Here is a 24,444-nt window from a genome sequence, read left to right as displayed (position 1 = left end):
ATGAACGGATCTTTGATCACGCGCACCCGCGCACTTCTGTTTGCTATGGCTGCTGTCCTGGCCTGTTTCGTGTCTTCACGCGCACAGGCCGGGGCTGCTTCGGTGCCAGCTGAACCAATTGTGTTCGTCCACGGCAACGGTGACGATGCAGCCAAGTGGATTGGCATCACATGGCTTTTCGAATCCAATGGTTATGCCGCGGACCGTTTGTTCTCGGTTCGCTTTACCAACCCGTCCGCACGCACAGCAGACACCGTCTCTGAGCCGGACCGTTCTTCGACCGTGGATGCCGCGAGTGAACTGAGCGCTTTTGTGACGCGTGTTCTGCTGAAGACACACGCCCACAAGGTTGTGCTCATTGGCAGCAGCCGCGGTGGCCTCACCATCCGCAATTACCTGCGGAATGCCGGTGGCAGCGCAGTGGTGTCTGCGGCGATTCTGTGCGGCACGCCGAACCATGGAGTCATGGTCACCACCACGGGCCTCGATGGGGAATTCAACGGTGGCGGCCGATTCCTGACTGCATTGAACGGCGGTTCAGAGGTGGTGGACGGCGTCCGTATGCTGACGTTACGCAGCGACACGTTGGACAAGTATGCGCAACCCGATGGTCGCGCCAGCGGTCTGGCGCAACAGACGGGAGTCACGTACGAGGGGCCAGCGCTGAAAGGTGCGACGAACATTGTCGTTCCCAACGCGGACCATCGCGAGCTCGCGTTCTCTCCAGCCGCGTTTGCGGAGATGTATCGTTTCCTGAACGGTCACCCACCGGCGACTTTGAAGGTGACACCCCAGGCAAAGGTGACCGTCAGCGGATTGGTGACAGGCTTTGGGGCACATGCTGCAACGAACATTGGCGTGGCAGATGTACGTCTAACGGTCTATGCACTTGCTCCCGGCAGTGCAAACCGCGCGGGGACCGCCTATGAGACGACGACCGGTGCCGACGGCGCGTGGGGGCCAGTGACGCTGGATTCAAACGTGGAATATGAGTTCGCGTTAACTTCGGCCGGTCGCACCATTTCGTATTTCAAGGCTCCTCTGCTCCGCTCGACGAACCTGCTAAATTTGCGTCTTGTGCCCGCCACTGAGGACGCAGCGAAGGGAACGTCACACCTGACGATTGCCCGTCCAGATGGCTACTTCTCAAAGGAGAGGGACCCTGTCTTAATGAATGGCAAGCCTGTCCCGGAAGAGCCGACGGGGCTACCGGTGCGTGACAACTTTGTCGCGCACGTGTCTGGCAGTGACGGTGTGAAGGTGCAGCTGCGGACTGAGACAATCTATGCACGGCCATCCATGGACTTCCAGCGCAATCTGTCGATCGTCGATCTGCTCTGGTAGGCAGGGGGCTGTTTGACCACAAAGCGCGGGCGATGCTGCGCCCGCTGATTTTGCGGAATCAGCGCTTGCTGTAGAGCAAAGAATCGGTATCTGCGGATCCGATCTCCAAATCGTTGGGATATGCACTATTGACGTTGCCCGCGTGAATCAACCGATGCTTGACGAAGGTCGCGGATGGCACTTCTCGATGTTCGACCACGTCCATCGCGAGTTGCATCACGGAGTCGCCGTACTTCTCAGGGAAATACCCGACCGATCCGATCAGTCGGGAGTTCGGCCTCCGCATCTCGCGACGCGCTTCGATGCTCGCGTTCTGTCCAACAGCCAAGCAGTCCTGCGGACGTCCACATTCCTCAAACGCCTGCAGTGCTCCCAGGCAGCTTGGATCGTTCAGCGCTGCCAGCAGGATCTTCTTTGCGCGTGTCTTGCCAAGGTGCTTGCGCATCGCCGCGAGGCTGTCCTCAAAGCGCCCCTTGCCATCCAGGAAGATCGCATTCTCATCCGGAAAACGCGGCAGCACTTCGCGCAGGCCGGCAAGCGTTGCGGTCATGCGAGAGCGGGGTAGCGGTCCTGCCGTGGGAAGCTCCATCAGCACTATCTCGTCGACGCGTCCCTTCCACTCCTGCAGGCAGGCCTTGCCCAGTGCGCGGCCGCCCAGGACACCTGCCCGGTAGTTATCCGCACCGTAGTAGGTTGCGCCCGGATGCGGAACCTCGATCGCGATCAGCGGTATGCCAGCTTCCAGAATGCGCGCAGCAACGAGCGACGCGCTCTGATGATTGGTTTGGAATTCAATGACGAGATCCATACGCTCTCGCACGAAGATGCCCGCGTTACGAATGGCTGCCTTCGGCGAGCAGTGATTATCCAGCACCAAGAGGTCGACGCCGGCTCGATAAGCCGCGCTGCGAATGCTGTCAGAGACCAGTCGAGAGAACGAAAACTCTTCCGTTTGCGATGCGTAGCCGATGCGCAGACGCTTGCTGCGTGCGGCACGCAGAGGCCGATAGCAGTTCTTGGAGACGCGTTCCACCATGCCGCAGCTCACGAGCGTGGTCAGCAGTCGGTACGCACTGGGTCGCGGCATTTGTGTGTTGCGGCACACGATGTCGAGACTTACATCGTCCGTGCATTGTTGTAGATATTTCAGAATCTCGCAGGCCCGCACCACGGAGTGGATTTGGGGAGTGCGTGGAGTGGATGGGACGGGCATGGCTTGCATCTCTTTCGCACCGCAAAATACCACGCAGTGACGGTCGCTAGTCAATACCGAAGGCCAACCTCAATCAAAACGCGTTTATCAGGGCTTCTTGCCTTGGCGTGATTTCGCTGGGTGAAATCAGCCCAGGCCCAGGTTTCTCTTTGAATGCTCTGCTGCAGCATGGCTAGGATGGCCGCCATTCTCAGAGGTAACGCCTTCGGCGGCCCCTGAGCTTCAGGAGGCATCATGTTTCAACTTCAACCATGCAGCGCAAAAAAAGAGCCCGCCCGGAGGAGGCTATTCAGCGGCTTGGAGGGGCTTCAGAGGCCTGCGCTACTTGCGGGTCTCCTCGCTCTGTTTGCTACGCAGACATGTCTCGCACAGTCCATCACGGGTGACATCATCTCCGCGGTCACCGATCCTACCGGCGGCACCATTCCGAATGCAGACCTGACTTTGACGCGTGTGGATACGGGCCAGCAAATGCACCTGGCAACCGATGGAAACGGTCTTGCTGTCTTCAGCTCCCTAAAGCCCGGTAACTACAAGCTGGTCGTGGCGCATGAGGGCTTCCGAGCGACGCAGCTTGATAACATCACGGTCGTCATCGGGCAGCGCGTGAACCTCGACGTTCATATGCAGATCGGTGCAAGCAGTGAATCGGTGACTGTCTCCGCGAGCGAGGCTGCGCTGCTCAATTCCGAAAGCGCGGCAGTCGGGCAGGTCATCAATCAAAACAGCATCCAGACGTTGCCCCTCAACGGTCGCAACTTCATGCAGTTGACGCAGCTCACGACAGGCGCTGCACCCATCGGCGCGGGCAATTCCCCGGCGACTACGTGGACGGGCCGCAGCGATACCACGGTCTCACTTGCGGGGCTGCGTGAGAGCGACACCAGCTTCCTGGTAAATGGCATCGAGACACGCAACTCGCGCTTCGGCAACACCGGTATACGGCCATCGGTTGATGCCATTCAGGAGTTCCGCGTGCAGCGCACCACGTTCGGTGCGGAGTTCGGCCATGCTGCCTCCATCATCAATACTGAGATCCTCTCCGGTGCGAACCCATTTCACCTTGTGCTCTTTGAACTGAATCGCAATCGCGCCTATGCGGCGAGCACCTACTTTGCGAAGCAGGCGGCCATCTCACAGCCGGCGCTGAACCAGAACAATTTTGGCGGCACCTTTAGCGGACCGGTGTGGTTTCCAAAGGTTTACAACGGCCGCAACCGCACGTTTTTCATGTTCAACTACGAGGGCTTCCGGCTCATCCAGGGGCAGACGCTGACGTCTCTCTATCCGTCGGTCGCGCAGCTTCAGGGCAATCTCGCAGATGACAGCGCAGGCACCGGACTCATCCCGACTTCCTCGCCGTTCTGCGCGGCAAACAGAGCCTCCATCAAGTGCGTTGACATCCTGAATCCGCTCACGGGTCAGCCCTTCGCGGGCAATGTGATTCCCAAAGCCCAGCTTGATCCCACGGCGCAAAAGGCTTTACAGTTCATTCCCGGACCTAATGTGCTCGCGGCAGGCGGTGCTGCGTTTCCAGGCTTCAATACCATTGCGACGCCGCGATCGAATCAGATCATCAACCAGTACAACGTTCGCCTGGATCATCGCTTTTCGGAGCGCGACAGCATCTACGCGACCTGGTCCAACAGCAATGACAATCTTTTCAATCCCGCGATCAATCCGCTCGGAGGGACCAGCGTTCCATTGAACGATCACTTATGGACCGCGACGTACCTGCACACGTTCACCCCCACTCTGGTGAATGAGTTCCGCTTTGGTGTGAACGACTCCGCGACCTTCCGCAATGCGGAGAGCGCCTATGGGCCGAACTACGCTGGTGTGTTGTTCGGCTTGCCCTATGCCAACTCCGCAGACGCCGCGACGTACGGTGTGCCGATCTTTGGCATCGCGGGCTTTGGTCCCGTCGGTTCGATTGCTGAGGTGATCGGGGCCGACGACAAGTATTACCAGGTCTCGGACAATGTTACGTGGACGCACGGCAAGCTGACCTCCATGAACGGCGTGCAGTACATCCACGAGAATTTCACGCAGATCACGGACTTCGCATCGAATCCCACGCTGTCCTATAGCAATGGCTACTCCGTTCGCGATGCTTCGGGCAAGCGCGTCAGCAGTCTTGGACTCAGTGACTTTCTGCTGGGCCAGCCGTACGAGATCACCGCTGCCCAGGGCGACTCGACACAGTACCTGCATACGGCTTACTACGGCCTCTACTCCCAAAACAACTGGAAGGTTCTCCCGTCGCTCACTCTCAACCTTGGCCTGCGTTATGAGTACGCCGGACCGCCGATCGAATCGCGGAATCGAAGTCAGTTTTTTGATACCACGACGGGCCAATTTCAGTACGCAGGCACGTCCATTCGCCGGTCGATCGTCAAGCCCGATTACAACAACTTTGCGCCCCGCGTAGGCTTCGCCTGGAGACCAGGATTTCTGCAGAACACTGTCGTGCGCGGAGGCGCGGGTACGTACTATGCCACCGACAACTTCAACGAAGAGCAGTTCAAGAATCAGGGCAGTCCCTTCTATACCTCGCAGAGCAACACACCCAGCTCCACCACGCCAGTCTCCATCTTCAATCCGTTCGCGGGTGTCTCTAACAGCTTCCCACCGCCCCACGCAAATATCTTCACGCTCGACCAGAACAATCGCACCTCGTACATCAATCAGTGGGGTCTCGACATTCAGCAGTCGTTCGCGAAGGACTTTCTACTGGAGCTGGAGTACGCGGGTTCCAGCGGTCAAAAGCTGGCACAACGTAAGAACGCCAATATCGGAGCGATCGATACCACCGGTACCGTTCCACTGTCATCGCGCATAGCCTTCCCGCAATACGGCTTCATCCTCGTCAGCAGCAACTACGGCCGATCGAACTACAACGCGCTGACGGCGAAGCTTGAGAAGCGGATGAGCCACGGCAATTCATTCCTTGTTGCCTATACGTTTTCAAAGGCAATCGATATCGGCATCACGGATGATTTCTCTGCCTTGTCGCGTGACTTCTTCCGTTATGACCGTGGCGTGTCGGACTACAACGTTCCCAATCGCCTCGTCATCAGCTACGCGCTTCAGTTGCCCTTCGGACGCGGTCAGCGCTTTCTGTCGCGTGCTCCGCTTGCCCTGGACTATGTCGTCGGAGGCTGGCAACTCAATGGCATCACCAGCTTCAGCAGCGGTCAGTACAGCACACCAACACTCTCTGGCGACAACCTGAACATTGGTGACTTCAGCCAGTCTCGTCCGAATCTCGTCGGTAATCCACGCGCCGGTCGAAGCACGCCGTTACAGTGGTTCAACGCCGCGGCCTTCGCGCAGCCAACGTTCGGAACACCGGGCAATGCAGGGCGAAATTCGCTGCAGCAGCCTGGCTTCCAGAACTGGGATGCCAGCCTGTTCAAGTCGTTGAGCCTCGCGGAGAGGGCGAAGTTCCAGCTGCGCTTCGAAGCGTTCAACATCTTTAACCACACGCAATTCGGCTCTGCGAGTACTTCACTCGGACCGGGCTTTGGCGCGATCACGTCAACACGTGCAGCCCGCATCGTGCAACTCGGCGGACGCTTCGAGTTCTAAATCGCTCGCCTCAAGGTGGGATGTAGTTGTTCATCCCACCGCCCTTTTACCCTCGTGGACTGGACCTGATATGAATTGTGGCACTTGCGATCCATCGATTGACCGCACAGCGGAAAGCTCATCGCATGGCGGTTCATGCACGATGGTCATGGAGGAGATGACTTTGCAGACCTTTGATTCGCAGCTTCGTATCGGCCTTATCGGCCTGGGCCTGGACGCCTATTGGCCACAGTTTGAGGGGCTGAAGGAACGCCTTGAAGGCTATCTGCAAGTTGTGCAGCAGAAGGTCGCCGGTACTGCGCGCTCGGTCGTCTCGCTGGGACTTGTGGACTCGACGGAGAAGGCGATCCAGGCCGGCCACGCCTGCCGCACAGAGGACATCGACATCCTCCTGATCTACGTTACGACCTACACGCTTTCAGCAACCGTGCTGCCAGTGATTCAACGAGCCAAGGTGCCAGTGATTCTGTTGAACCTTGTTCCCGAGGCTGCGATTGATTATGTGAAGTTCAACGGCATGGGCGACCGCACCGCAATGACGGGCGAATGGCTTGCCTACTGCGCAGCCTGCCCCGTGCCAGAGATTGCAAACGTCCTACGGCGCCTGGATATACCGTTCTATCAAGTCACCGGGATGTTAGAGCGCGATCCCGAGTGCTGGAACACCCTGGAGGAGTGGCTGAAGGCTGCAGAAGTCGTGAAGACAATGGCACACAGCCGTCTCGGGTTGATGGGCCATTATTACGGCGGCATGCTCGATATCGCGACGGACCTCGCACAGGTGAGCGGGCGCTTCGGCACAGTCATTGAGATGCTGGAGGTCGATTACCTCAGCGCCCTGCGGCGTGAGGTGACGCCGGAAGAGACAGAACGGAAGGTGCTGCAGATCCATCGTTTCTTTGCGGTCGATGAAGATTGCGCCCTGGACGAACTCACGCGTGCCGCTGCCACTGCTGTCGCGCTGGAGCGAATGGTGAGTGAGAAGTCGCTCGACATGCTGGCCTACTACTACATGGGTTCGGGCATCGCGGAAAACGAGAACACGATGAGTTCCATCATCCTCGGCACGTCGATGCTTACTGGCACAGGGACACCCGTCGCGGGCGAGTATGAAGTGAAGAACGTTCTTGCGATGAAGATCCTTGACGAGCTTGGTGCGGGTGGATCCTTCACGGAGTACTACGCCATGGACTTTCTGGAAGACCTGGTGCTGATGGGGCACGATGGCCCCGGTCACATGCATATTGCGCAGGACCGAATCCGTGTGCGTCCTCTGCGCGTGTATCACGGCAAGGTGGGGCGCGGTCTCTCCGTGGAGATGGCAGTCAAACATGGCCCGGTCACCCTGCTTTCGGTGGTGGAGGATAAGCAGCGCGGCTTCTCCCTGCTGGTCGCGGAAGGAGAGAGCGTTCCCGGCCCCATCCTCGAGATTGGCAATACAAACTCACGCTACCGCTTTCCGATTGGCGCACGGCGCTTCTCGGAAGAGTGGAACGCGCGTGGTCCGGCACATCATTGCGCGGTCGGGATCGGCCGGCGAGCAAGCCAACTTCAAAAGATTGCAGACCTGATGGGATTGAACTTTCACCAGGTCTGCTGAACGCTCCACATCATTCATCAGTCGCGTGCATCAGTGCGCGAACGGAGGAACTACATGAAGCAAATCCTTACTCTCGCACTGGGTCTGGCCCTCTCGCCCGCGCTGGCATCTGCACAGCAGAGCGCTGTCAATGTGAAAGTCGATTGGGGAAGGGTCGTCACCACATCGCGTTCTACCGCGAGCTACCAGGTCGTTGTGAATCCAATGCTGGAACGCGGCGCGAAGATGCACGACGGAACGTTCAAAGCGATTTCGACAGCGGGCGCTGATTACGTTCGCTACGTCCCGTGGTTGCCGTATCCAAGGCTGGGTGTTGCTGAGCTGGAGCCACCGACCGCCGACAAGACATCATGGGACTTCACATTGCTCGACCCCATGGTGGAAGACCTGATGAAAGCGCAGAACGGCCACAGCGTCATCATGAACTTCAGCACGATGCCCGCATGGTTGTGGAAGACCGACAAGCCGGTGACGTATCCGAAGGATCCGAACCAGGTTTACTGGGACTATACCCAGGGTACGGAGATCAAAGATCCCACGTATAAGGAAGCAGCCGCATACTACGCACGCCTTCTCTCCTGGTATGAGAAGGGCGGCTTCACCGATGAAAACGGCAAGTTTCACGCGAGCAAGTACCACTACAAGTTCGCTTACTGGGAGCTGCTGAACGAAATCGATTTCGAGCACCACTGGACACCGCAGGAGTACACAAAGTTCTACGACGTCGTCTCAGCCGAGATGCGTAAGGTCGATCCCGACCTCAAGTTCATGGCTTGTGCTTCTGCCGCGCCAGCTACCCACGGCGAGATGTACCGCTACTTCCTGGATCCAAAGAACCACGCACCGGGAGCGTCGATTGACTTCGTGACCTATCACTTTTACGCATCGCCACCAGCAGACGAACCTTTCGACGCGATGCAGTTCACCTTCTTCGACCAGGCTGATGGTTTCCTGCATACCGCACGCTACATCGAGCAGTTGAAGCATGAATTGTCACCCGCAACGAAGACCGATCTGGATGAACTGGGGGTGATACTCCCAAACGATGACAAGAGCAATCATGGGGAAAAGACGCCGCCTGAGCCGCCGCTCTATTGGAATCTTGCCAGCGCAATGTACGCCTATCTCTATGAAGAGGCAGCCAAGTTCGGCGTGGACGTAATCGGTGAATCGCAACTGGTGGGCTATCCCACGCAGTACCCCAGCGTATCGATGATGAATTACAACACCTCAGAACCGAACGCGCGCTTTTGGACCATGAAACTGCTAAAGGACAACCTTGGTCCCGGCGACAGACTGGTCTCAACGTCGGGCGGCAATCACGCGGTTGCGATACAGGCGTTCGACACGACGAAGGGACGGAAGATCCTCGTCATCAACAAGCGCCAAATTGCCGCGACAGTGAATCTGCCTGCGGGATCATCCGTGCAATCCGTCGCCTACATTGCGCCCTCCACCGGAGACAAGCCGCCTGCCACGGCCAATACCCATGGCTCCAGCCTTTCACTTGAGCCGTTCGAAGTGGCCGTCGTTACGGTAGGGAATTGACCCCTGCCGTTGATAGGAATGCAGGTCCCGCGGTTGTAAGACGCGGGACCGCTGCGTCTGCGAAAGGTGCGCCGAGAAGTGGCCCGACTGCTGAATATGACAGTCCCATCATTGTTCCTTTGGGCATAGGCAGCATCGGTTCACGCCATCTTTCGCGACGGATCGTCACTCCAGAATGCGATACGGTTACGGCCTTCGCGCTTTGCTTTGTACAGGGCAGCATCCGCGCGATCGAGCAGAACGTCCAGAACCATGCCATCGTTCGGCAGCAGGGCGATACCGATGCTGACTCCGATGTGTACCTCGTGAGCGCTCAGAGTGTAGGGCTGGCTCAGCGTGAGCAGGACGCGATGCGCGAGAGCACGCGCCTCATCGGCCCGGTTGATGCCTGTTTGCACCAATACAAACTCATCGCCGCCCATGCGGACCGCGGTATCGCGTGGCTTCAGCGTGTTGCGGAGACGCTTGGCGACTGCCTGCAATAGCGCGTCGCCGGTTGGGTGACCAAAGCCATCATTCACCTGCTTGAACCGGTCGAGATCAAGTGCGTGAACGGCGATTAGATTTCCGGTGCTACCCGCTTCCACGATGTCCGCTTCGAAGCGGTCGCGGAGTGAGAGGCGATTGGGCATGCCGGTGAGATCATCCTGACGAACCATGCTGGCCAGCACGCGTTTCGTAACAAGCTGCTTGATGGTGGTGGAGTACTGATGCGCAACCGTCTCGACGGAGGTGAGTGCGAAGACAAGGATCAGGACTGCCTGCCCTACATACGCCGCACGATGGAAGCCGTGATGGTCGAAATGCGCGGCCAATCCAACCACCGTCGGGATGACTGCCAGGGCCATGCTGCCAAGGCAGATCGCCGGACGAATCGAGTTTCGTGCCACCAGCCCGGCGCAGTAGCCAAAGAGCAGACCGGTGCTGAGCATTGCGGTTTGCGAGTCGTCGTGTCGGAGCGCGATGAAGTTCAGCGTACCCAGTAGCGCGGCGTAGCTGTAACTGCCAATCGCGTAGCGTCGTTGCCACTGCTTGACCTCTGCGTAAGCCAGCGGGAGCCCTCGACGACGGCGACGGTATGCGAGGAGCAGCAGGATGCGGAGTGCGGAGATGAAGAGAGCGAGCGCCGCCAGAGCAGGGAAGACGATTCCGGGCCTGGAAGCTCCGATCAGGATCGCGGCACCTGTCGTAATCGATCCCATGACGACGATGGGGAGAACAGAGGTAAACGTGAGGTCGACCAGTTCGCCGAGAACTTCTTCGGGGAGAACGCCGGAAGAAAAGAGAGAGCGGAAGCGGCCCATCATATTCAGTGCGCCTCATAGTCGCTGTTCAGCCGCCTCCGTGAGGCGAAGAGTGGTCCAGTTTACATTTCAGACACCGATGATGACTGCTGATCGAGCCGCCTCGACGAAAAGGGCGCAGCCGCTGCGTGCGAGCACAATGGCTTCACCCAGGCGTTGTTCGTGGAGTTAGAACAGTTTTCCAAATGACCCATCCGTCGTCCGCCTGGGGCGAATTGCGCAGATCGCAATTTTAGGGGGAGACTTCATGACGTGAAAGACCCGTGCAGCAAGTCGCAACTCGAGCCCAACAAGTGCGGTGTCTCCACCTCGTTCGGGCGGGTTGCTTTTCCGACTGTGCCTGTCGAGAGCCCCAGGCTGAGGGCGAAGCGTGCGTTTTCACGGGAAGTCGGGATGCCTCCCGCAGAGTACATCCAGCAGGAGCGCATTGCGGTCACTAAAAAGTGGCTCCTCGAAACTCCGCTCAGTATCCGGGAAATGGCCACAAGAATGGCATTCTCCAGCAAGTACCACTTCATGCGGTCTTTCAAGCAAAGCACTGGAAAAACACCCGGTCGGTGGAGATCGACTGCGATCCCGCCGATAGTCTGAAGTCGTTGCTGTTGGAGAGAGTGGGTTGGGCAGTCTCGAGTCAGACTTTTCCCCACCCGCCACCGCCAGGGCTTTCGATGCGAATGCGATCTCCGGTTGCTGCCGCCAGACTGCACTTCGCCGCCAGTATCTCTTCGCCCGATGGGGTGATATGGAAGGAGAGCCCGGTGGCTCCGTCGTCGCCACCTTGAAGCCCGTAAGGAGCGAACTTTCGCCGGTCAGTTAGTAAGGTGATGGTGGAAGGCGAAAGGAGTTCGATCTCGCGAACGATGCCGTCGCCGCCTTTGAATTGCCCTTTACCTCCAGAGCCTTCGCGGTATCCATAGCGGTGGACACGGAAAGGATAGGCATATTCGAGCGCTTCAACGGGAGTATTCAGTGAGTTGGTCATGTGCGTGTGAATGCCGGAGACACCATCAGCAGTCGGACGTGCGCCCATGCCACCGGCGATCGTCTCGTAGTAAGCAAATGGCTTTCCGGTGCGAAGATCAACTCCACCGATGGTCAGGTTGTTCATTGTTCCGGAACTCGCTGCGGGGACTCGTTCGGGCATGGCCTTCGCCAGTGCACGCAACAGCACGTCAACGATCCGTTGCGATGTTTCCACGTTGCCGCCAGCAACCGGTGCAGGGAGAACGGCGTCGACAATGCTGGCACGTTCCGTCGTGACGGTGATGGGGCGCATCAGACCCGCGGTGGCCGGGGCATCATCGGGCAGCAAGCAACGCATGACGTAGTACACAGCGGAGTATGTGATCGCGTACACCGCGTTAATGCTGCTCTGCACCTGCGGATGGCTTCCGGCGAAGCTCACGCTTGCACTTCGAGTCTCACGATCCAACGTGATGGAGACGCGAATGGGGATCGGCTCGTCATGGAAGCCGTCGTTGTCGAGAAAGTCTTCAGCGGTATACGTTCCGGATTCGCACATGGCAAACTGCGCACGCATCAGCCGCTCGGAGTAATCAAGCAGCTCGGCGGAAAGCTGACGGACTCGCGTTGCGCCGAACTTCTCCACAAGTTCCAGCACGCGTAATTCGCCCACTCGGCAGGCGCCTATCTGCGAAAGAAGATCGCCCTCGCGCTCCTCGGGCGTTCGCACGTTGTGCAAGATCAATTGCAAGATAGACCGTTCCATCTCGCCGTTTCGAACGATTAGGACTGGGGGAATGCGCAGACCTTCCTGGTAGATCTCGCGGCAGAGGCCCATTGAGCCTGGATAAAGTCCTCCCACGTCCGCGTGATGCGCACGGACTGCAACGTACATCAGGGGGCCGTCACTCAGGGCATCTGGAAACACTCCCAGCACAAGTGTGATGTCTGGCAGGTGGGTTCCGCCAGCGTACGGGTCATTCAGGATTGCGACATCCCCCGGTCGCAGTGTCATCGCATTCATGACAGCTCTTACGGACATCGGCATCGAGCCAAGATGAACGGGCATGTGGTCGCCCATGGCAATCACGCTACCCTCGCCATCAAACACTGCGCATGAATAGTCGCGCCGCTCCTTGATGTTGGGCGAGAACGAAGTACGGCGCAGTGCGGCGCCCATCTCTTCCGCAATGGAGTGCGTAGCGCTTTTGAAGATCGCTAATTCGATCGGATCGATGGCCGACGGAATGGCAGCGACGGGGGGGACTAACTCACTGGTACTCATGCTGCATCTACCTCGATGACCAAGTTGCCATATATATCCACCAAAGCCGTGCAGCGCGGCGGCAGCACGGTGGTCGAACTGTACTCCGCGATCAGTGCCGGGCCCGAGAATGTATCCCCCGCACGGAGTAGTTCGCGCTGGTACACGGTGCTGTCATGCCACGCACCGTCAAAGTACATACGGCGCATCTTCAGAATCGCCTGCGCACCGTCGCCGGGAACCGATGTCTGTGTTGCTAGATGCACCGGCGCATTGGGCACGGTAACGCGAACGCGCACATTCACTACTTCCACTGCGGTCTCAACGTTGCTGTAACCGTAGCGTTTCTGGTGCAGCGCGTGGAAGTCGTCCAGATGCCGTTTGCCGAAAGGCACACTCAACTCATAGCCCTGACCTGCGTAACGAAGGTCAATGCTGCGCTTCAAGTCACCTGTCGATCCGCTTGCCAACAGCTCATCCAGCGCACGCTGCTCCAACTCGGAAAAACTCGCGGCGAGCGAGGTGTCGTCTGTGACGTTCAGCATCACGGTCCGGCTATAGTCGCGGACGGTGTCCGCCATCAGGATTCCCAGCGCCGAAAGCGCACCTGGCATGCGTGGGACAAAGACCCGCGGGATCCGAAGTGAGCGCGCCATGGAACAGGCGTGCAGCGGTCCTGCTCCGCCGAAACTCACCAGCGTAAACTCCCGTGGGTCGTAACCGCGTTCGATGGAGATCACTCGAATCGCCTTTTCCATTGCGGTCTCTGCCAGCAGGACTACACCCGCGGCAAATTGTTCGGCACTCTCCAGCGGCCCGCGCGATGCATCCATCAACTGCAGCGTGCGCGCGTCGTCCAGGCGGATCTTACCGCCGAGAAACAGATCCGGATCAAGTCGACCCAGCGTCAGGTTGGCGTCGGTCACGGTGGGGAGAGAACCCTTCCCATAGCAGATCGGCCCAGGAAGAGATCCTGCAGATTCCGGACCAACACGCAAAGCGCCCCCTTGGTCGAAGCGCGCGATCGATCCGCCGCCAGCACCGACGGTATGAATATCCAGCATCGGGACGCTGATTGGCATTTCCGAGACCACCGAATCGCTTGTGGTCCGCGGACCGCCTTCTGCGGCATCCATCAGAGAAACATCCGTGGATGTGCCGCCCATATCGAAGGCGATGATCTTGGCGAAGCCCGCCAACTGTGCAAGCCGGTAGGCGCCGATCACGCCGCCTGCCGGTCCCGAAAGAACTGTGCGCACCGGCTCTTCGGCAGCGATGGACGCGGCGATGATGCCGCCGGAGCTTTGCATCACGTCGACCGTCCCAGCCTGAAACGCGTTGCCAATCTCAGTCTCGAGCCGATTAAGGTAAGTGCTCACCTTCGGTGCGAGGTAAGCATTCGTCACCACCGTAGAGCCGCGCTCGAACTCCCGAAACTCCGGCAGGATCTGGTGGGATACGGAGACCGGCAGACCCAGTGGCTTCAAAGCTTCTGCCACGGCCTGTTCGTTTTGGGGATTGGTAAACGAGAAGAGCAGGGAGATCGCGACGGATTCCGCACCACTATCTGCGATGGCCTCGCGTAAGCTCGCAAGGGACTCTGCGGAAGGCGAGCGAAGGATTTCTCCCTCTGCAGAGACACGTTCCGCGACTCCGAAGCGCAGTCCCTTTGGAACGACAGGTGGCAGCGGAGAGCGAAACCAATCGTAGAGGCTGGTCCGAGCCTGACGTCCGATGGCGATGGTGTCTTCAAAGCCCGCCGTTGTGACAAACGCGACTCTCGCACCCTTCCGTTCCAGGATGGCGTTCGTGCCCACCGTCGTGCCGTGCCGGACCTCAGGGCTAATGGAACTTACGGCCACCTCTTTCACCGCGTCCAGTACTGCCTTGCCGGGATCTGCGGGCGTCGAAAAGACCTTAAGAACCTTAACCTCGCCGTCTGCCGAGAGATAGACACAGTCGGTGAAGGTGCCACCACTATCAATTGCAACTCGCAATGCTTGCTGCTCCTGTCGTTTCGAAAATATCAGCGTAGATAGGCCATGCCATACATTCAGTCGATCGAACGACGTTCTGCTCGTACGCGGATTGACGTCGTGGGACGAGGATCACCCCGGAAGCCGCCCTGCGGAATTCGAATCAGGGACGTGCGCTCCATCGTGCGAATGACGTGTTCGGTAGCGCGATCCCTTGCATCCGCCGGCTTGCGCGCACGAATGGCCCGCATCATGGCCTGGTGCTCTTCCACCAGCTCCTTGCCGTAACTTGCCATGGAGATCACCAGGTAGAAGTAGCGAATGAGCCGCGTCTGCAGATTCACGGTCATCTCCACCATGATCTCGTTACCGCTTGCCTGCGCGATCTCAATGTGGAAGTTGCGATTCCATTCCAGGAAGGTCTCGTAACTCTTCTTCTCGCCGGCATAGTAGATGTAATTGGCCCATCGTTCTATGTTGGCGATTTGCTCGTCGGATGCACGCTCGGCAGCCATTGCGGCCGCGGCAGGATCCAGTACAAGCTGCATCTCGTTGAGGCTTCGATATTCTTCCGTGGTGAGCGGGGAAATGAAATAACCGCGGAAGGGAACAATCTGCAGCAGGCCTTCTTCCTGAAGGCGCCGGCAGGCTTCGCGAACCGGCGTCCGGCTCACCTTGTAGCGCGTGCATAGTTCTGCCTCCGACACGGCAGCGCCGGGGACCAGGTCGCAACTGATGATGTCATTTCGCATCAGGCTGTAGATTCTGAGAGCCTCAGTCAACGCGGCCTCCTCCGATTTGCAGTTGTATACAATCTCGCACATTCTGCGTGCAGGGATGGGGCACGGTCAACAGCAAAGCGCTTGTGGCCGCAAAAGAAGCCTAAATCAACGGATATGTCTACTCATGCGGCCGCGCAACAAATGCGTTGACAGAAAATAAATCAAAAGATATAAGCAGAGAACCCGCAGTGAAAAACACGTGAATCGTGGCGCGACCGGCAGGATCGGCGGTTGCGTCGGAGGAAGCTATGCGCCCATGTTCTGGCTCGAAGGTCTTCTCGTCCCTTCTTCTGCTGTCCGCCGTTGCAACTGTGTCTGCACAAAGCACGCTCGGTGATATCACCGGATCAGTGCACGATGCTTCCGGAGCAAATATTCCGAGTGCAGCGATCACGCTGGTCAATACCGACACGGGTGTCAGCAGCAAGCTGGTCAGCTCTGGAGAGGGTAACTACCGCTTCCAACAGGTACAGCCAGGGCGCTACCGTCTCGAGGTCTCTGCACCGGGTTTTACGTCGACCAACGTCGCGAATCTGATCATCAACCTCGATGGCCATCTCACGCAGGACGTGACGCTGGTGGCGGGCAGCGCTTCGGAGACGGTGCAGGTCGACGGTTATTCGCCGCAGATCAATACGGAAAGCAATTCGGTTGGTGGCGTTGTCACCCAGGAAGAGATCGACAAGCTGCCGGTCAACACCCGTCAGTATCTGAATCTTGCTCTGCTTGTTCCAGGCACCAGCCAGGATGGTTCGCGCTCGTTCTATAACAACGTGCAGATTGGCGGCGGATCTGGTTATTACACCAATGGCTTTGTCGTGGATGGTGTCTCGAATGTCTTCGCGGAGATGGGCGAGCCTCGTCAGAACTTTCCGCAGGGCGGCGTGCAGGAATTCAAGGTGAATATCACGCAGTATCCGGCGGAGTATGGTTTGTCGATGGGCGGCCTGATCTCGGTTGCGACAAAGAGTGGAACGAACCGCTTTCATGGCGAAGGCTTCGAACTCTTCCGCAACAAGTTCATCAATGTGCCCAAGTACAACCAGACCACCAACCCCGACTTCAATCGGAATCAATTTGGTGCGGACATTGGCGGGCCTATTCTGAAAGACCGTACCCACTTCTACGCGGCTTTCGAACGGACACAGACGCGGGAGACGTACACCATCGCCACTGGCTCTGCGTTGTATGCCGCGAATGACGGCATCTTCGATAAGCCAAGTCACGACCAGATGCTGACGGGACGTGTCGATCACATCCTGACCGATCGTCAGTCGATGTTTGTGCGTTATGCGCAGGAGTGGAACTTGCTCAGCTACCAGGGTTGCGGTGGTCGAACAGTTCGCAACTGCTACAACGGACAGATTCCGCGTCAGTCCATCGTGGTGGGGCATACCTACACCCTGTCGCCGCGGCTGGTGAATGATCTTCGTTTCCAGTACGCCTATGCCTCGTACCAACTCGGGCCGCCGAATGCGCCGATCCCCACCGATCCTGGCAACTACTCGCAGCAGGTGCTCACCAGTCTGCAGACCTCGTATGTCTTCCCGACCTTCAGCTACGGATTCGGGTACGCAGACACAGGCGTCGAACGTCGCTTCCAGTTACTGGACAGCGTGTCCTATGTTCGTGGACAACACACCTTTAAGACGGGCTTCGATCTCAGTTACATCCCCTTCACGGATGGTTCCGCGAGCAACTACAACGGAACGTGGACCTTCGCGACGGACCAGGCCTTCGATCCGAAAAATGCAGCGACGATCGCGGCTCTGCGGAACCCCACGTCTTACACGCAGACCATCCCATTCCTTTCGACCAAGATCCCAACCACGCCGCTCGGCTTATACGCAGAGGACGAGTGGAAGTTTTCCCGCCGCTTTACGATCAACCTGGGACTTCGGTGGGAGCGTCAATTCGGATCATTCAACGAGCACCTGAACTACACCGCTGCGCAGGCTGCAATCCCGTTCATCAATAACAACAAAGCTCGCGGAGATAGCAACAACTTCGCTCCGCGCATCGGCTTTGTGTGGGACATCACAGGGAAGTCCCGCGACGTGGTCCGTGCTGGCTACGGAATCTACTACAACAACATTCAGACGTTGCAGAATTTCTCGGAAGCCCGGAACCTCCTGAGCTGCTCCATCTCCATCAGCAACCCGAACTACCCCGACCCTTTCGGCGGTCGAACGGCGGCGCAGTTCTGCACCACGAACAAGCCGACGGTCAGCTTCATGGCGCCGAATTTCCAGAATCCTTACGCACAGCAGTACTCGGCGGGCTACTCACGACAGATCAACAACAACCTTTCCATCAACGTGGATGGCCTTTACAGCTACAGCCTGCATGACTACCGCACCATTGATCTGAACTTCCCAACGACAGGCACGGCGCGGCCCGTAGCGGGATGGAACATCATCAATCTGCGAGCGCCCATCGCCGCCTCGAAGTACAAGGCATTGTTTGTGCGTGTGGATAAGCGCCTGGCGAAGCGTTATATGTACACGATCGCCTACACGCTGCAATCGACCCGCGACAACAATCCGCAGGCGACGGTAACAAACCCGCTCAACCTGAATCAGGACTGGGGCCCGGGATCGAATGATCGCCGTCATGCGCTGGTTGCCAGCGGTGCGGTCCAACTTCCCTGGGGCTTCGTGGGAAGCGGCATCCTGACGTTGCGTTCGTCACAGCCGTTCAGCGCGTACAGCGGTTTGAGCAACGCGGATGCCGTGTCGCAATACGTTCCTGGAACCACGCGGAATCAGGTGGCGCGCAACGTAGATTTCGGTGCGATCAACGCTTATCGCGCAACGCGCGGACTTGCTGCGATCGACCCATCCACCATGCAGAACAGCAACTACAAGACGTTTGACTTCCGGTTGCTGCGGACGTTCCATCTGCACGAAAGCATGAACCTTGAAGTGTATGGGCAGGGCTTCAACCTGTTCGGCACGAATAACTACCTGGGCAGCAGTATCACCACAACGGTGACTTCCGCTCAGTTTGGGCGAGCCTCCGATTCGAACAATCGTCAACAGGGTGAGCTCGCGGCGCGCTTCATCTTCTAAGCCGAACCCGAGAGCCTTGTCCCGCGCGGACAAGGCTCTCTCTGCCTGGGTAGGAAAAACATGACAGCACGCCGAATATTCCTTGCTGCAGCCCTGGTGCTGTGTGCAGGCCCGCGATGGATACAAGCACAGCACCGCACGCCAGATGCGAAGAGACTCGCGAAGTACAGCAAGACGCTCCCCACTGTGACTATGCCAGTGTTCGGGCTGGAGCAGGCGACCGCACTTTCCGCATGGCCGCTTGCGTGCCTGGATCATCCCCAGCCCGCACCCGAGGGTTCGCAGTATTTGTGGAGTTATAGCCAGCGGCCCGAGCTGGCAACGGAATATGACAAGACGCATGCCTTCTTCGGCTGTTACGACTGGCACTCAGCGGTAAACAGCACGTGGATGATGGTGGCGCTCTCGAAGGACTACCCGGATCTACCACTGCGGCGGTTGATGCAGGAGAGGCTGGTCGATCATCTGGGAGAAAAGAATATTGCCGGGGAGCTTCAGTTCTTCAAGCAGGCGAAGCAGTTCGAAAAGCCCTATGGCTACGCATGGTTGCTGAAGTTGCACGCGGAACTGCGCACCTGGAATGACCCCGAGGCGGCAAAACTTGCGACGAATCTACAGCCGTTGCAGGAGTTCTTCGCGGGCAAGCTCATCGCGTACTATGACGCGCTGCCGGTGGCATCTCGTGCGGGCGTTCATCCTAATACCGCGATGTCCATGCTGCTGGTACTGGATGCGTTGCACGCGGTGCCGAACGACAAGCTGCAGACGTCCGTCGACCGGAATGCGAAGCGCCTCTTCGCTGCCGATCACGATTGCCCGACGGCCTTTGAGCCGGGCGGCACCGAGTTCCTGTCGCCATGCCTGGTAGAGGCCCAGTTGATGAGCCGCGTCCTGACGCATGAGGAGTATCCGCAGTGGCTCGCTGATTTTCTTGTGCCATTCGACGCGGCAGAGTTTCAGACGCTGGCGAAGCCTTTCGATGTATCAAAGCTCACGGACAAAGAGGAGTTTGCGGGCAAGTCTCATCTGATCGGTCTTGCCTTCGCTCGCGCGTACGCAATGATCGAGATTGCAGATGCGCTACCTGCGAACGACCCACGGGTTCCTGTCTTAAGGCAGCTTGCCACCATCAATGCCTCGCAGGGCATGAAGGGACTGCCGGATGCAGGCTACCTGGGTTCGCATTGGCTTGGGACGTACGCCGTTCTCTACCTGCGTGCGGCGCGTCACGTTCCAGCACAACCCGTAGGCCCTGCCACCCCTCTTCCACCGGTACCCAAGATCAAACCTTCCAACGAGGACAGCTCTCGATGAAGACGCTTTCGATTTCTCTTGCATGCACCCTGCTGCTCGCCGGCACTTCCACGTCATCGTCTCGAGCACAGAAGAAGACGCAGCAGCCAGTGAAGCCTCCCGCTGCAGTTGCTCCTGCGGCCCCTGCAAGCGAAACGGTCCTAGAGAAGGAAAGCTTCCTTGAGAACCCCTGGCAACTGGGAATGCTGCTGCAGGACACCAATGGTGACAAGATCGCCGACGCCGTGTGTGGCCACGTCGTCGTGCCCGCAACGCCGAGTGCAGCGGAGAACACAGCCGCAGCCAACATCGCGGCACGCATCGGTTACGAGACCTCGGCACTCTCGCTGCCGATCGTGGTGCAGGGAAGTCCACAGGCAGTGAAAGGTTGTTCAACGAATGCGCCCAGCATCTGGGTGGGTGAGGCGGCCGTACCTGCAGCCTCCGCAGCAGCCGTTCGCGCCGTGTCCGCTACTCTGGCGCTCGGTGATGGTGCAGTCGTCGCGATCGACGGCGGCATCGCTGTTATAGGACCTGATCCTGTTGGACTGATGAATGCAGCCAACGCCTACGCGGAACGCGCGCCGTTTTTGTGGTCGATTCCGGGCGAGAAGATTTCCATCACGGCGAAAAACATCAATGCCGCACTCACAAAGGCAAAGAGCAAGGCGACTGCGCAATTGACAGCCCTGGTCTTCACCGCGAACAACGGCGGCGTGCGGCGAGCCATTCTGCACATGAACGGCACCGTCGATGCCGCGTCACTGCCGGGCATGCTGAAGCCGGAAGAGGGAACGCCAGTATCCTTGGGCGCCGTTCGCGAAGTGCAGATACTGACGGGAGAGTCTCGCCTGTCGTTGAATGGCTCTGCAGCTCAGCGAGCCGCCGCACTGCCCGCGATGCCGGAAGGGAACGGTGACTCACGATCGCTTGACCTGGCGCGACTGTATACCGTGAAAGGTCTGCTCACAGGCAGCGCAAAGAAGCCAGTTCCATCCGGCACCGCTGCAAAGCTCTATGTTCCTGCAGGGGAGCAGGGCATCGCGATGGCGAATCTTGCAGCCCGCATCGGACTTGAGACAGTGGGCATTACGCTGCCGCTCGCCATGCCGGAATCGGGTGTTTCGCAATCGCAGATCCAGGGGACGCCCGTCATCGCAGAGGGTTCCCCCGCCGCTGATCATCTCCGCGATCTCATGATGGCAAAGCCGAACGCCGACCTGGACAAGATGCAGCCGGGTGCTGGTAAGGCATTACCACCGATGAGCGCCGGCGAAGGAGAACTGCGTGTTGTGGAGCACGGTGCAGACAAGGCCGACGCCTTACTGGTACGGGGCGATGCTGCAGGCGCAACCGCAGCGCTCACTTACGCTGCCGAACATCTTCCGTATGTGTGGGAGGCGGATAAGCGCTACGCGTCTGTCGAGGAGGTGCGCGATGATCTGCGGCATTTCTTTGGACAGCGTTCCGACGTCGGCCAGGCGGCGGCCGCGCTGTACCACCTGGATCAATGGAGCGCGAAGCTCGCGAAAGATCATCCGAAAGGGCTGGCAACTGTCCGCGCCGAAGTGGATGTGGATGAAGTCGACCCCGGCCTGCATGACTTCGTTCAGAAGATGCTCGCTGAACGTTTGGGAACAACGAAGATCGAAGTGGCCACAGCGGCGAAGCATGCTGGTGTGAAGTGCTGCGAGGGCGAGGTGCCGCAGCATTTGCAGTCCGAGGTGAAGCCGTTCCAGCAGGCGAGTCCGACGTTAGCTGAAGACCTGTCCTTCGTATGGGAAGGAAAACGCATGCTGGAGACGGCACAGAAGCTTGCCGCCAGCGTCCCCGCCGGTCAATCTGTTCTGGTACAGGCCGGTGTCAGTGAAAGCCCGGCTCAACGTAGGGCTCTCGCAACACGGTTGAGCGAGACGTTGCACGCGGCCGGAGTCAAGGACGCGCGCGTTGAGGTTCTCTCTGCCTATAAGCAGGGCTATAGCTGGCTGGTGGATTCGATCGAACCCGCATTGGCTGGAAAGCACGTCGCAAAGATGACGATCGAGTTCGCGCCCTATCGCGACCCGAAAAAAGAATCGACCATGCGCACGGAAGAGCGCTGGATCCAGGAGTTATATCCGGTCGACGAGATACTCGCGCGGGACCTGAAGATACCGCTTACCAGCGTGACGTTCAGCAAACTGGCGAGCGATCAAGGCCCCACATACCGCGTCCATGTCTTCGATAAAGACGGCAAAGAATTCCTGACCCGTGACTTCACCGCATACATTCATCAGCGCCCCTACTCCTCAGAGTTCAATAACTACGAGAAGGTCGGCATCGAAACCGGATGGGTCACTCTCAGCACGGACGATGGCAAGCAACTCGCCACGGAACGCGTACCCACAGACGTTGAGATGTTCTGGGATCACTACCAGGACGTCACCCTGCCCCGCGTCATCCACAGCGTGTTGCAGCAGAGCAACGGCAAACCAAAGATCGAGGATCAGCCACTCTTCGACACCCTTAAGGTCGACTTCCACATGAGTGAGCCGGACTACGCACTCGGTCTTGATCAGGAGCGAATCTCGTCGCTGGAAGGCCTGCAGGAAGACCTGCTGTTTGCAACACAGAACTCCTTCTACATCTTCGGCAACACCTTCTCGACCGGCATCATGGACTACATGGGCCGCATCCTGCCTGTTGCGCATCTTTCGGACGAAGGAAAAGACCCGCATGTTCGTGTGGAGTTCTACAGCACGGACGCCGCACATCCGCAGGTCAGACTGGCCTGGACCGCTGACGGCAAGGAGAATGTGCTGGAGCGTGATCTGCCGCCGCTGGCCGCCGGAGATCCGCGTCTGCTGGCTGCTAGTGTTCAAAGCGGCGTTGAGGGGGTGAACTCACTCACCTGGGGCATGGAAGCGGCAAGTCGCGAGGATAAATTCGACGAGTGGCGCAACCAGGTCACCGAAGATTCGCTGGAGCATACGGTCCTGAGTACGGAACAGGCGCAGGCCCAACTGGCGTGGTTGCAGAAGATGCATGCAGCTGGTTTGTATACCGCACGTCTCTCATATCCGCATATCAAAGAACTGAACTTCGAGTTCGCGCTACCCCTTGAGCTTCATCCTGCCGAGCACGTGCGCCCGGAAGTGGTCACGGCACAGGTCGCTGTGATCGCGCCGCTACACGCCCGCCCGCAGATTACCGACTTCACGCCGGCGGAACAGAAGGCGGACAAAACGTATGTCCAGTGGGATCAGCCGATCGGCCTCGAAGAGAATCAACACCTGCTTGCGCGCCTCGCAACCTTCCCCGGCGCCAATGTGTATTGGATGGGCCGCAGCTATCTTGGCAACAACATCTGGGCTGCGGACATCATGCTGCCTACCCCCTCTGCGCTCCGTTCGCTTGCGAAGGAGACAACGCTGAAGGCGCCGATCGTCTACTCCGGCCGTCAGCATGCGAATGAAGTCAGCAGCACCAGTCACATTCAGAAACTCGCCGAAGAGCTTGTGCTAGATCCGGCGAGGCGCAAAGCGCTGGACAAGGTGAACGTGGTCATCCATCCGGTGACGAATCCTGACGGCGCGGAACTGGCCATGGATCTGGCGAAGATCACGCCCGACAACATGCTGCATGCGGGTTACCACGCATCGCTTACTGCCGATATGATCACGGGCTTGTGGGATCAGGATCCGATTTATCCAGAGTCTCGCACGCGACGTCAGTTGTGGGAGGCGTGGTTGCCCGATGGCTTTCTGAACCCCCACGGGTATCCCTCGCATGAATGGGTACAGCCATTCTCTGAGTATTCCGCATGGGTTATCTCTCGCAATGGGGCAGAGCTAGGCCGTGCGTGGTGGGCACCGCGCGGATGGTTCACCAGCCTTTATTACTTTAATGATCCGGAACATGCACAGAGCAAGACCGTGAATTACGTTCTGCGGGATTACATCGTCGATAACATGGGACGTGCTCCCGGCGTGATCGATATGAACTCGCGCATGAATGCACGTTACTTCCGCTATGGTCAGCAGTGGGATCAACGCGCGTTCCAGCAGCCCATCTACAAAGGTGTACGGGTCTATATGGCAGTCGTTGGCCAGCAGCCGGGAGCACGCTCCTCTGCATTCAGCGCGCGCTTTCCCGACGTGACGTATGACGATGGTTATACGGAAGCGCCGGACGAAACGGCACGTGGACCTTGGCTGCACCTGGTCGCGGGCGCCGGTCTGGCTTATGATCACGCGCATCTGCAGTTTCTTTCGGATGGGAAGTTCAAGATCAAACGGACGCAGAAGGAGTTCTTCGACGGCGTGCAGTGGCAGGTAAACCGCGATCGCCCGGTACTGCCCGACAGCAAGCCGGCTGGTACTCTTCCGAGTGCGCCTGTTCCTCCGGGAGGGTCAGCCACACCAGCATCCGCCCCGACCGGAACTGCAGGCGAGTCGTTGACTACGGCAACACCCACAAATCAGACCCAGCAGCCATCACCGACGCACCATTAGAA

General features: G+C 58.5%; 13 protein-coding genes. 8 read left to right on the top strand and 5 right to left on the bottom strand.

Annotated elements, in window-relative coordinates; translation table 11 throughout:
- Entirely contained in the window at positions 1-1,344 is a 1,344-nt protein-coding gene (locus tag BLW03_RS04260) for an alpha/beta fold hydrolase (RefSeq protein WP_074652497.1), read from the top strand.
- A gap of 58 nt (positions 1,345-1,402) precedes the next feature.
- On the opposite strand, the gene BLW03_RS04255 is transcribed toward BLW03_RS04260, so the two are convergent.
- Positions 1,403-2,557, bottom strand: a complete 1,155-nt coding sequence (locus BLW03_RS04255) for a substrate-binding domain-containing protein (RefSeq protein ID WP_074655766.1) — start codon at positions 2,555-2,557, stop codon at positions 1,403-1,405.
- 297 nt (positions 2,558-2,854) lie between these two features.
- Here BLW03_RS04255 and BLW03_RS04245 point away from each other — a divergent pair, with 297 nt between their 5' ends.
- The 3 genes from BLW03_RS04245 (at position 2,855) to BLW03_RS04235 (ending at position 9,296) form a co-directional block, all read left to right on the top strand.
- Positions 2,855-6,148, top strand: a complete 3,294-nt coding sequence (locus BLW03_RS04245) for a TonB-dependent receptor (RefSeq protein ID WP_244501955.1) — start codon at positions 2,855-2,857, stop codon at positions 6,146-6,148.
- A 157-nt stretch (positions 6,149-6,305) separates the two neighbouring features.
- Positions 6,306-7,748 (top strand): arabinose isomerase, encoded by a 1,443-nt coding sequence (locus tag BLW03_RS04240; protein WP_074655765.1) that lies wholly within the window; start codon positions 6,306-6,308, stop codon positions 7,746-7,748.
- 54 nt (positions 7,749-7,802) lie between these two features.
- Positions 7,803-9,296 carry a GH39 family glycosyl hydrolase gene (locus BLW03_RS04235; protein ID WP_074652494.1) on the top strand — a complete coding sequence of 498 codons (1,494 nt, stop codon included), beginning with the start codon at positions 7,803-7,805 and terminating at the stop codon, positions 9,294-9,296.
- Between the two features lie 140 nt (positions 9,297-9,436).
- Here the strand turns inward: BLW03_RS04235 and BLW03_RS04230 are convergent, their stop codons facing one another.
- Positions 9,437-10,603, bottom strand: a complete 1,167-nt coding sequence (locus BLW03_RS04230) for a GGDEF domain-containing protein (RefSeq protein WP_074652493.1) — start codon at positions 10,601-10,603, stop codon at positions 9,437-9,439.
- A gap of 249 nt (positions 10,604-10,852) precedes the next feature.
- Here BLW03_RS04230 and BLW03_RS21270 point away from each other — a divergent pair, with 249 nt between their 5' ends.
- Positions 10,853-11,191: a helix-turn-helix domain-containing protein gene (locus BLW03_RS21270; RefSeq protein ID WP_074652492.1), complete on the top strand. Its 339-nt coding sequence runs from the start codon at positions 10,853-10,855 to the stop codon at positions 11,189-11,191.
- 40 nt (positions 11,192-11,231) lie between these two features.
- On the opposite strand, the gene BLW03_RS04220 is transcribed toward BLW03_RS21270, so the two are convergent.
- From BLW03_RS04220 to BLW03_RS04210, 3 genes are read right to left on the bottom strand one after another with little or no spacing between them, the layout of a single operon-like run.
- Entirely contained in the window at positions 11,232-12,848 is a 1,617-nt protein-coding gene (locus tag BLW03_RS04220) for a hydantoinase B/oxoprolinase family protein (protein ID WP_074652491.1), read from the bottom strand.
- Positions 12,845-14,824, bottom strand: a complete 1,980-nt coding sequence (locus BLW03_RS04215) for a hydantoinase/oxoprolinase family protein (protein ID WP_074652490.1) — start codon at positions 14,822-14,824, stop codon at positions 12,845-12,847. The genes BLW03_RS04220 and BLW03_RS04215 overlap by 4 nt, the downstream gene beginning before the upstream one ends.
- Positions 14,825-14,880: 56 nt before the next feature.
- Positions 14,881-15,585, bottom strand: a complete 705-nt coding sequence (locus BLW03_RS04210) for a GntR family transcriptional regulator (protein ID WP_170834956.1) — start codon at positions 15,583-15,585, stop codon at positions 14,881-14,883.
- 248 nt (positions 15,586-15,833) lie between these two features.
- On the opposite strand from BLW03_RS04210, the gene BLW03_RS04205 reads away from it, so the two are divergent.
- The 3 genes from BLW03_RS04205 to BLW03_RS04195 are packed head-to-tail and all read left to right on the top strand — an operon-like array spanning position 15,834 to position 24,442.
- Positions 15,834-18,656 (top strand): TonB-dependent receptor, encoded by a 2,823-nt coding sequence (locus BLW03_RS04205; RefSeq protein WP_074652488.1) that lies wholly within the window; start codon positions 15,834-15,836, stop codon positions 18,654-18,656.
- A gap of 60 nt (positions 18,657-18,716) precedes the next feature.
- Positions 18,717-19,970 (top strand): DUF2891 family protein, encoded by a 1,254-nt coding sequence (locus BLW03_RS04200; RefSeq protein ID WP_083350311.1) that lies wholly within the window; start codon positions 18,717-18,719, stop codon positions 19,968-19,970.
- A complete protein-coding gene (locus tag BLW03_RS04195; RefSeq protein ID WP_074652486.1) occupies positions 19,967-24,442 on the top strand; it encodes a M14 family metallopeptidase in 4,476 nt (1,491 codons plus the stop codon). The genes BLW03_RS04200 and BLW03_RS04195 overlap by 4 nt, the downstream gene beginning before the upstream one ends.
- The last annotated feature ends 2 nt before the right edge of the window (positions 24,443-24,444 follow it).

Source organism: Terriglobus roseus, from assembly GCF_900105625.1.
Lineage (GTDB): Bacteria > Acidobacteriota > Terriglobia > Terriglobales > Acidobacteriaceae > Terriglobus > Terriglobus roseus_B.
The sequence above is the reverse complement of the archived record's forward strand: the minus strand, read 5'-3'. Positions and strand labels throughout refer to the sequence as shown.